The organism is Pyrobaculum sp. (genome assembly GCF_049971835.1).
GTDB lineage: Archaea > Thermoproteota > Thermoprotei > Thermoproteales > Thermoproteaceae > Pyrobaculum.
The window spans coordinates 1-9,879 of sequence record NZ_JBMFKV010000069.1; the positions used below are offsets into that span (position 1 = coordinate 1).

The window sequence follows — 9,879 nt, forward strand, 5'->3', positions numbered from 1 at the left end:
CAGCCAGTCCCGCGGAGCGCCTGAGCCGTCCACCACAGCAACCGTGACGGGGGCCGTCAGCGAGATGGAGAGTATGAGCCAGCCGGCGTCTGAAAAGACCCCGGCCTCCACGGCGGCGTACACGACACCTCTCTCGTAGGCGGCTCGCTGGTGGATAACTCTGTAGGGGGCCTCGCCTATGTATACACGTCTCAACAGCTGGGGCGTTAGGTCGGTCTCGTCGATTTTGGCCAGTAGGGAGCCGTAGCTGGGGCCGTAGACAGCCAGCCTGTACCCGCCGTCCAGAGCCACGACGTAGAGCCGACCGCCTGCGTACACGGCCCCGGCGGGGTCCCGTATCCTTGCCTCGGAGATGGGCTCCCCCTCTGCGCCAAACTTGACGACGCCGCCTACGCCGTAGACGTAGGCGTTGCCCACGCCGTCGAATGCCACGCCCACCGCGGGGCCTAGCCAGCCGACCAGCGCCCGGGCCTTGACCCGCCGGAGTTCTCTGTCTAGTATCTCCACCCACCAGATGTCTAGGGCGCCTCCCACGACCCACAGGCGGCCCGTGGCCGGGTCGACGCCGATGCCATTCGCCACGTCGCCGTAGCTGGTGGGGTTAGACGTGTAGACGGCCACTAGGGAGAGGTTGCCGAGGCGCCTCTTCTCGACACGCCACTGCCAGTCACACTCGTCTATCTTCTCGTAGCCAGCGACGTAGAGGTACAGCCCGTCCGCCGCCGCGGAGTACGCGGCGCCTTCCACCTCCTCCACCAACTGCGCCAGGGGCCTGAGGTCTGCGTCTAGCACCGCCAGCGCCCACCTGCCGCCCGCGTGCCCCACTACGTAGACCCGGCCCCCTGCGGCGACGCACGAGGCGGGCCAATCGTCCAGCGGCGTGGGGTCCCACGACCACACGCCCACAAGCCTCCCGTCGGCCGCGTCACGCCTCTCGACGCGCCACCTCCCATTGCCCAAGGCCCCATATTCGTACCCCACCACATAGACGTTGCCGCTGGCGAGGCACAGCCCCCATGGAAGATCCGGGCCGCCGCTCGGGTTGGAGAAGGCTACCCACTTAACCTCAGCGGCGGCTATCAACGCGGCCAACACGGCGGCGGCAAGGAAGACCCGCCACCACCACATGCTGATGCAGAGGGGTCTACTTATAAATATAGCCGTCCGCGCCGGCTGGGGCACATCTTATTTATGCCTGAGTAGGTATGTAGGTGGATTATGGGAAGGTTGCAGACGCTCTTTCACTGATAAAGAAGGCATTAGTCATAGACTTTCTAGTCTTCCTCTTCGCCTTGCCCTCAGCTGTCGTCATCTTCCTCTAGCCGATGCGCCTGCCGCGTGGCTTCTCGCCGTCGCCGCGGCTTCCGCCTATCCCCCGTATTTGATGTGGAAGGCTTTTACAAAACTACAGAAAAATTTCGAAAGCAACCTGTGTAGCTACGCCTCCTCCCTCCTCCTTGCCGGCATAGTTATCACGCTAGCCGCCGGGCTGGGCTTGGCGGTCTACGTACTGCACCTCGCGGCCACGGTGAAGGCGGGGGCGCCGGCCGCCACGCTGGAGATACCCGGCGATCCCGCGGCGTTGACGTGGCTCATCGCCGTAGCCCTGAGGATCTTCTGGTTTAAGATATGGAGACAACTGGAGGCAGACACGGGAGTGGGGACATTCGGCGTCGTGGCTTGGCTACATGTACTAGGCGTCGCCCTGTTCCCCATCCCAATAGCCTCAGCCGTCCTAGGCATAGCTCTCGTCATCGTTCTGTACAAAGCCTCCGACAGCGCCGAAAAGTTCTTCTCCTCCCCAGCATAGAGCCGAGAGGCGCACCATAGCGCTACCTAGAGATCTGCAACGGGGCGGGGAAGGCGGACACCCACCCACGTGAGACGACACGGAAATACTGGCGGGCCCGGTGGGATTCGAACCCACGACCTACGGGTTGCCCGGGCCGTAGCCCTTTAAAAGCCCGCCGCTCTAACCGGGCTGAGCTACGGGCCCTTTACTAATTTTTTGTGTGTTTTTATGTTTTTCTCTGAGGCATGCCCAGGGCTCTGGACACGGGTTCCAGCTTCATCAGTGCCTCTAAGGCGCCTCAGGTGGGTTGTATCTGTCTTGGTGTTCTGTGCTACTTGTCTATTCCCAACGCCATTAACACGGCGTCCATCCTCACATCGTCCGCCTTGCGTCAGCGCCAGCGTGTATGATTACGTAGTACGCTGACTCGTCCCCATTTTTGTAGAATCTCGCCTCCTTCTCCGTAGCCACGTGGGTAACTGATGTAGGGCCCGTTGTCTTAATCTCAGTGACGGCCTTGACGTATACTGGGGCTGTGGATCTGTGGCGGGTTTATCTCGTCGCGGCGTAGCCGTGTGGTGGGGGCCCGTGGCGTCTTAGGCGTGACTACACCAGCGCTAGGAGTATTGAAACTATGATGGCTATCGCCAGTAGTGGCCCCACTACCCTCCGCGTCTTTTTAAACGCCCCCGATATGAAGAATAGCGCGGCGAATAGAAGCGCGGCCATGACCCGGCCGCCCGCCTCGCCGAGGCCCAGCGCGGCCAGTATAGAGGCCACTGCGTAGAAGGCAGTTTTTATGACGGCCCACAGAACAGAGTAGTCTATTGCCGGCATATCCTCCTCCCCCTCCAGCTGACGCACTTGACAAACGCAGAGGTCCACACTGCGAGTGGGATTACGAAGTTGCCCACGGCCCACGTCGCGACTACTGTGGCGGGGCTGATCGGCACGCCGGCGTGTTTCCTCACGCCCCGCGCCCTCACGGCGTCTTTAAATAGATTGATTGGGTGGAGGGCGAGCCCGGCGAGTAGCCATCTGTCGCCGGTTAGGAGACCGGCCGCTGGGAGCACCACGGAGAGTAGGAAGCCCAGCGTGTATATAACAAGCCCGGCGTACCACCCCGCGGGGGCGTGCCACTTCACCATTAGGATCTGTCTAACTCCCCACCAGAATGCCTCGCCTAGTTTACAATCCGGGTCCGGCGTGGGGGCTATGGCGCCTTTTGCGAACCAGATCCCGCCTCCGTGCTCCTTTATGGCTGAGTACACCGCGTAGTCGTCGCTTACGTATCTAGGCAGTCTGTCGGCGAGCCTTGTCTTCTCGGCGAAGTCCCTCCTAAAAGCCGTGGAGCCTCCCCACACGAACCTTGATCTCTTGTCTAGCATCGCCGGGAACCCCATGTTGCTGATGGCCAGCCTCACCTTGTGGCAGAGGCCTCTGCCGAGGTACCAGCGGTAGGTGGTCACTGCTGTGTAGCTGGAGAGGGGCGCCGTCATCTCCTCGAGCCAGTGCGGCCCCGGCCTGATGTCGTCGTCTGCAAATACTACGCAGTCGCCGGTTGCTTTCCTAAGCGCGGTGGCCAGGGCGGCGCTCTTCCCCTCGCCCTCGCTGAGGAGGACCCTCCCGTATCTCCTGGCGACTTCATAGGCGGGGTCCGCCGCCGAGTCTACGACGAAGACGTACTCAACCTCTGGGCTAACCTTCTGCGAGGTCAACGCCCTCAGGTTGTCTTCTGTGGCTGTGTGGACTCCCCTCATGGGGGTTACCACGCTGATTTTTTTACAGGTCTGTACATGTCCCCCGCCTCCCCCCCTCCAGAAGTAGTACTCCCTGGCGAGGCCCGCCGCGGCGAGGAGCACGAAGGGTATTATTACCAACAGCTCCAACACGGCGGCGTGTTGCTGGGGTTTAAAAAACGTGATTTATAAGGGCAATGGCTACCCCGTGGAGGGGGTGTATCCAAGTTGGTGTAAATATTGAATTTAGGCGTTTGGGGTATATAACTCTGGGAGTTTTTGAGATATGAGCGGCCAGGTTAGGGAATTTGACTTGACGTATAACGACTTGTTCAGGGCGCCGGACAAGGAGGGCGCGATTGTCTCAGTGAGGGTGCACAGAAAGGTGAAGGCTGTGCTGGAGGAGCTGGCGAAGAGGGAGGGCCTCGATGGAGTTTCTGAACTAGTCCGCTACCTCATAGCTGGCTACCTCCTGGGCAAGTACAACATAGAGAGGCCTAGGGAGAGGGTCGTGGTGGAGCCTATTGTCCTCACGGTGAATGTGCAGAAAGCCTCATCTGTAGACGACGTGGATTTCGAGCTGGCCGTAGACGAGGTGGCGTCTATAATTAAAGACGTGGAGGACTACTTGAGAAAGGTAAGGGCTGGGGTCATTCCTAGGAATCCCGAAATCGCAATGAAGCTGAATAAGAAGCTTGCCAGGGCTTTGAAGACGGCTAAGAGGCTCGGGATGGAGGAGGAGTACATGAGGCTTATGAAGCTCAAGGCTCAGTTGTCTGTAATTGAGTAAACTTTATTAACCGTGTTTAGAGTTGGCGCTATGCCTATCTGTGGCAAGTGGGAGAGGCTCATTATGTGGGCGGAGAAGGAGGGGAACTCCGCTAAGGCTCTTGAGTTTAAGGAGAAGCTGGTTGAGTGTATCGTGTATACGGCGTATGAGAAGGTGAGGAAGAAGAGGCTGGAGGAGGCGGAGGAGTTTGTTAAGTACGGGAGGGAGGTGGCTAAGAAATTCGCCATTGAGGAGCTCGGCTTCCATCTCTCCCTCATCGAAAGGGAGGTGGCTAGAATCAGGGAGAGGAGGAAGGCGGCGGCTCAGACGAGGTAAACCGCGTCTACCACCTTCTTTAACCTATTTAACTTCTTGGAGCTTGCGCCGGTCACCACGGCGTATTTGCCGAGTCCCACGGCGAGGATGTCCACCGACACGCCGCCGATCTCCCTCCCCACGAGCACAAGGAAGCCGCGCTCTCTGAACAACCTCCAGTAGAAGTAGAGATCTCTGAATTTTTTGTTTACCGTCGCCGTGATGGGCACCGAGTCTTCGATGAGCTTCCCGACGTTTGCCGATGTGTATAGGTAGTAGTAGGGCGGCTTCTGCGTCTTGATCACCTCGGCTAATACGCCCTCCGCGTCCGGCGTGGTTGTAATTTGTATAACGCTACGCATGTATTTCCTGCTTTTGGATGCGAGGTACTGCGACTTCCTCTTCTTGTCAAAAATAGGAACAACGGGCGTATACGTCCCCCCGCCCCTCGCCGCGGCGGGGAGCGTGGAGCCGAACAGCTCTACGAACTCAGCGCGGTAGCCTAGACGCTCTATTAACTCCGCTGTTAGAAACACCGAGGCCTTCCTAACGCTGGCGCCGCCGGGTCGGAACTTGGCGAGGTTTGTTCTGTGCACCTCCGTAATTAACGGGGCTAGGTAGCTCACGGCGCTGTCCACGTCTAGGCCCTCTTCCACTTTTCTCAACACCTCTCTCTCCAGCCACTTAGGCACGTCTTCTACCCCCAAGATTTTTTTCACAGCTTTTTCGATCATCGCCCCGCTACTTTTTAAAAACGTGTTAATAAGTCTATTCATGGAGATCGCCTTGACCGGCTCCATCGCGCCTGAGCTCGCGGCGCCGCCGCCGTACTTAATCGCGGGTGGGTTTAGGCTCGTGGAGCTGGCGGCGCTGTCGCTGTGCGAGGCGGGGAAGGTGATCATATACGTAGAGGAGAAGATAGACCTCCCACTTATACTAGAGGGTTGCAGATTTGAAATTAGAGAGGGCACGCCTCACGACGTTCCGAAGGTGGAGGTTGGCTGCGTGCCTCACCTACTTAAGACGAGAAATTTGGCTTGTGGAGGCACCCGAATTAATCTAGGCGGGGCGGAGCAGGCGGCTACGCCTCTTGAATCTCTTGCAGATATCATAGAGAGCAATGTTGAGATTATGCAGGCCGCGTTTGCGCGGCTGAGGGCACTCGGAGTGGAGTTGATTAGGGGCGACGTGAGAGGCGACGTGCGCGGCGACGCCTACGTCAGGGGGAGGGTGTACGAGTACACGTATGTCGAGGGGCCGGTGGTCGTGGGGCCGTCGTCAGCGGTGCTACCGTTTACCTACGTCCGGCCGGGCGCCGCTCTGTACTACGACTCCAAGGCCAGGGACGAGGTTAAGAACGCCGTCTTAGACGCCTACACCCGTAAGCAACACGGCGGGTATCTCGGCGACTCCTACGTATCCTCCTTTGTAAACTTCGGAGCTGGGACCAATGTGTCTAATTTGAAAAACACCATGGGGCTGATAAGGCCCTCGTACGCGTCAAAGGGCTACAGGAAGCTGGGGCCAGTGGTCGGCGAGTTTGTCAAAACGGCGATAGGCACTCTGATATACGGGGGGAGGTTCATCGGTCCGCTTTCCCATCTCTACGGCGTTGTGGATAGAGATGTGCCGCCGCTCTCGATATACAAAGACGGGGAGGTGGTGGCTATGGATGCAGAAAAGGCGGCGGAGTACGTGAGGCGAGACTTGTCGCAGTTCGGCAGAGTTGATCTCTACGCCTCCTACCTACGCCGCTTATTCAAGAAGTCTCTGTTTTAGATACTCCTTTTCCATCTCCTGTATCTTCTCAGTTAAGCTGTTGATGTCGGCTCCGTCGGCCTCCGCCAGCAGACTCTCCACGGCCTCGGTGGGCAGACGCGAGGCTAGTGCGTACAACCCAGCCCAGCCGTGTCTGCGCAGGATCTCGGCGGTCTTCTTCACCTCTTCGTAGTTGCGCCGGACCTCCCTCTCCAGGTTGTCGCTACGCACCACGCGCACGACTCCTATGTTGCTGCCGCCGCATCTGGGGCATGCCACTTCGTTAACCTCGCCGACGCGCACCATGCCGTACCACCCACATTCTAGACACGCGGCTAACATGGCGTAGTTCAGCAACCTGGCCTTTGCGCTGTCGAGCACCAGCCTCCTCAGCCTCTCGGGCGGTATAATCTCCAGCCTATGGGACAGCTTCTCGTAGAGGGCATCGCCTAGGTACGTCGGCGCCGCTGTGTAGACCACCGAGATCTCGCCCGTCCTTATCCTCTGGAGGATCTCCACAGTGTGCGAAAGGTCTAGGTCTTTCTCAAGCGCCTCTCTCAAAGCCTCGTCAAAAACGGGCGTTCCGCTGAACGCGTCGACCAGCTTCGACATGCTGATGTTGTAGACGTCGGCCTCCTTGTCCACGGCTCCCATTCTCTTAGCCACGTGGAGAATTCTGCGTTTAAACGAGCCGGATTTCACCAGCGCCGACTTTATCAACTCAGCGAGCTCTCTCACATCCATTGAGGATAGTTTACGAATCTGCGAGACGACGAGCTCCGCCGGGAGCTTGTCTGCGGACTGTATTATCACCCCGTAGGGGTCTTGGTGGACGCCGACGGGCCTCTCCAGAACTTTTATCAACAACTCGCCCAGAAGTTTGCCAAGTGCTCTGTTGACCAGCGTGCCGAAAGCGGCGTGTACAATAACCACGTTGTCTCTGTACTGCTCCACCACGACCGTCCTCTCGTCGGGCAGAGGCCCCCGGTGCTTCTCCATCTCCTCTACGACAAACTTAGCCGTCTCCTCGTTTATGCCGTACTCCTCCGCTATGGCTCTATAGTCAGGCCTATCCCTGGCCATCCTCCGCAGCTTTCCAACTTCCTGCGCCACTTCAAATGGCACGGGTATCTCCTCGCCTATCCAGCTCGGTATGGCGCCGGTGGGGTCTGAGACCTCGGCCACCTTGATGCTCCTATCCTCGACGGCAGTGATAAGCCAGGGCCTGCCTCTGAATATGAACTTCACCCCCACGTTGCCGTACTCAGCCACGAACGACTCGTCAAGGGCGCCGACGAGCTCGCCCGTTTGGGCGTTTATAACGGCGTACTGCCTCTCGTCCGGTATCATAGACAGAGTTTCGTAGAAGTAGCGGTAGAAGCCGCGTCCCCTCGGCCTCGCCACGGTGTCACTGTCCTCAAAATACACAGCCAGCCTTGGGTAGAGGTCTTGCATAAATTTCACCACCCTCCTCAGCTCGTCCAGCGCGAGATCTCTATATGGATACGCCTTCTTTATGACGCCGTAGAGCTCTTCAAGCTTCCACCGCGGCTTTAATATCAAAAACGCCACCACCTGGTTCACCAACACGTCGTAGGGCTTGTTGGGTATCTGCGTCGGCTCTATGAAGCCGCTCCTGGCCATTTTGACGATGACAACCGCCTCCATGACGTCGTTGACGTCCTCCCCTATCACAACACCCTTAGGCACCGCGGTCAGTCTGTGCCCGCTTCTCCCCACCCTCTGTAGAAGCCTCGTGACTTGGTGGGGAGAGATGTACTGAATTACCAAATCCACGTGCCCGATGTCGATACCCAGCTCTAGGCTGGAGGTGGCCACCACAGCCTTCAACTCACCCCTCTTCAACCTCTCCTCCACCGAAACCCTCACCATTTTTGACAGCGAGGAGTGGTGAACTGCGGCCGGCAGGTCGGGGAAGAGGTATGAGAGCCGGAACCCGAGGAGCTCCGCCATGCTTCTCGTATTGACAAAAATCAACGTGCTTCGGTTCTCCTCCACCAGCCTTTTTATCAGCCGCAACCGAGCCACGACGTCTGGAAACAGGCTGGAGGCCTCCGCCAGCTTCACGTCCTCCTCCGTTGGCCTAGGCCTCACCACGTCAAGCTTCATGTACCTAGTGACGTTGACCATTACGATCTTAAAGGGCCTGTCAGCCCCGATTAAGAACTTCGCCACCTCCACGGGGCTACCCACGGTGGCCGAGAGCCCCACTATCTGGAAGTCCCTACCCACGTGGTACCTCAGCCGCTCAAGCGCGAGGCTCAGCTGGACCCCCCGCTTGTCCTCAGCCAGCTCGTGAACCTCGTCGACAATGACCCACCGCAACTCCTTCAAGTGGCTCAACAGCCTCCTCCCAGTCATGATGGCTTGGAGCATCTCGGGCGTCGTTATCAATATGTGAGGCGGCGTCTTGCTCTGCCTCTGCCTATCAGCCTTGTCAGTATCGCCGTGCCTCACGTCCACCCTCAGCCCAAGCCTCTCGCCCCACCACCTAATCCTCTCCAGCAGATCTCTATTAAGCGCCCTTAGCGGAGTTATGTAGAGCACATAAATCCCAGCGTTCTCCAGACCCATCGTAAGCATCATAGAAAGTATAGGCAACAGAGCCGCCTCGGTTTTCCCACTGCCCGTGGGGGCTATTATGAGGACGTTGTTGCCAGCCAGCACCTCTGGTATCGCCTTCATCTGAGGCTCGGTCGGCTCCTCCATCCCCCTCTCCCTCAACGCCTCCCTCACGGCGGGGTGAAGTAGATGAAAAACCACGCAATGCATAAGGTTTATTAAATTATCTAACACCGTCCCACATGCCTAGAGGCGCCTTGATCCTGCTAGTGGCCGTGGCCCTCGCCTCCGCGCAGAGCGTGGTGCTGGTGGTAAACGGCACGACCCCCTTCAAGGCAGTTGCGAAAGACAGCGTCTTGTCTATAAACGGCAGCGAGGTGGCTCTACCTCAGAAGCGGCTCTCCTGGTATTTCAACGGCACATATACCGTCTTCGGCATAGACTACTCCAACCCGCAGTGCCAGTTGGGTACATGGCCTAACCAGCCCAAGTTCTACGTGGCGTGTTCAACAGGTAGCGACTTCACTGTGGTGACTGTGAAAGACCCAAAGGCGAGGGCTGTGTGCTACGTCGGCGGCGGCTCTCGTAAGGATGTGCTAAAACCCGCGGCGGCAACCCCCACCGTGGAGATATACCAAACCAAAGGGCTATATATAGAGTGCGAAGCGGGCTACCCAGCGGTGGCTTCGGCGCCCAGCACGCTACTGGGGATACTGGCTGGGATATCCAGCGCATCGGCGACGCTACTACTTGTAATGAGTGTGTTGCTACTACGCTCCCTCTTTAAAAAGGAGCATTAAAGTCTAATTTCTCACAGAGCGAGGGCTTTCTCAGCGCTGGGGGCTTGGCTGGCTGATAATTAAACTAAGACCACGTGTAAAGTTATGGACCTCTTCAGCAGACTTGTGATCGAAATCATCATG

At 58.2% G+C, this 9,879-nt stretch carries 9 protein-coding genes, 1 tRNA gene and 1 pseudogene; 5 read left to right on the forward strand and 6 right to left on the reverse strand.

Features of this window, described 5'->3' with window-relative positions:
* A pseudogene (locus ACP5J3_RS07365) lies at positions 1-1,128 on the reverse strand (hypothetical protein); the annotation flags it as partial.
* 253 nt (positions 1,129-1,381) lie between these two features.
* On the opposite strand from ACP5J3_RS07365, the gene ACP5J3_RS07370 reads away from it, so the two are divergent.
* Positions 1,382-1,810, forward strand: a complete 429-nt coding sequence (locus ACP5J3_RS07370) for a hypothetical protein (RefSeq protein WP_428495091.1) — start codon at positions 1,382-1,384, stop codon at positions 1,808-1,810.
* An 89-nt stretch (positions 1,811-1,899) separates the two neighbouring features.
* Here ACP5J3_RS07370 and ACP5J3_RS07375 read toward each other — a convergent pair.
* The 3 genes from ACP5J3_RS07375 to ACP5J3_RS07385 all read right to left on the reverse strand — a co-directional run bounded on the left by ACP5J3_RS07375 (position 1,900) and on the right by ACP5J3_RS07385 (position 3,684).
* Positions 1,900-1,996: transfer RNA gene (locus ACP5J3_RS07375), tRNA-Lys, on the reverse strand.
* A gap of 402 nt (positions 1,997-2,398) precedes the next feature.
* The gene (locus tag ACP5J3_RS07380) at positions 2,399-2,629 is read right to left on the reverse strand and encodes a hypothetical protein (protein WP_428495092.1); all 231 of its coding nucleotides are present in this window, start codon (positions 2,627-2,629) and stop codon (positions 2,399-2,401) included.
* Positions 2,617-3,684: a glycosyltransferase gene (locus tag ACP5J3_RS07385; protein WP_428495093.1), complete on the reverse strand. Its 1,068-nt coding sequence runs from the start codon at positions 3,682-3,684 to the stop codon at positions 2,617-2,619. Before ACP5J3_RS07385 ends, ACP5J3_RS07380 begins: the two co-directional genes overlap by 13 nt.
* Positions 3,685-3,817: 133 nt before the next feature.
* Here ACP5J3_RS07385 and ACP5J3_RS07390 point away from each other — a divergent pair, with 133 nt between their 5' ends.
* Both ACP5J3_RS07390 and ACP5J3_RS07395 read left to right on the forward strand, forming a co-directional pair.
* Positions 3,818-4,321 (forward strand): ribbon-helix-helix protein, CopG family, encoded by a 504-nt coding sequence (locus ACP5J3_RS07390; RefSeq protein WP_428495094.1) that lies wholly within the window; start codon positions 3,818-3,820, stop codon positions 4,319-4,321.
* Positions 4,322-4,351: 30 nt separating this feature from the next.
* Positions 4,352-4,636 (forward strand): hypothetical protein, encoded by a 285-nt coding sequence (locus ACP5J3_RS07395; RefSeq protein WP_428495095.1) that lies wholly within the window; start codon positions 4,352-4,354, stop codon positions 4,634-4,636.
* Here ACP5J3_RS07395 and ACP5J3_RS07400 read toward each other — a convergent pair.
* Positions 4,624-5,349 carry a hypothetical protein gene (locus ACP5J3_RS07400; protein WP_428495098.1) on the reverse strand — a complete coding sequence of 242 codons (726 nt, stop codon included), beginning with the start codon at positions 5,347-5,349 and terminating at the stop codon, positions 4,624-4,626. The genes ACP5J3_RS07395 and ACP5J3_RS07400 overlap by 13 nt on opposite strands.
* A 40-nt stretch (positions 5,350-5,389) precedes the next feature.
* Between ACP5J3_RS07400 and ACP5J3_RS07405 the strand changes: the two genes are divergently transcribed.
* Positions 5,390-6,394, forward strand: coding sequence for a sugar phosphate transferase (locus ACP5J3_RS07405; protein WP_428495096.1), 1,005 nt, complete (start codon positions 5,390-5,392; stop codon positions 6,392-6,394).
* On the opposite strand, the gene ACP5J3_RS07410 is transcribed toward ACP5J3_RS07405, so the two are convergent.
* On the reverse strand, positions 6,371-9,157 hold the full coding sequence (locus tag ACP5J3_RS07410; RefSeq protein WP_428495099.1) for a DEAD/DEAH box helicase: 2,787 nt from the start codon (positions 9,155-9,157) through the stop codon (positions 6,371-6,373). The genes ACP5J3_RS07405 and ACP5J3_RS07410 overlap by 24 nt on opposite strands.
* A gap of 41 nt (positions 9,158-9,198) precedes the next feature.
* Between ACP5J3_RS07410 and ACP5J3_RS07415 the strand changes: the two genes are divergently transcribed.
* Positions 9,199-9,756 carry a hypothetical protein gene (locus ACP5J3_RS07415; protein WP_428495097.1) on the forward strand — a complete coding sequence of 186 codons (558 nt, stop codon included), beginning with the start codon at positions 9,199-9,201 and terminating at the stop codon, positions 9,754-9,756.
* Positions 9,757-9,879 lie beyond the last annotated feature (123 nt).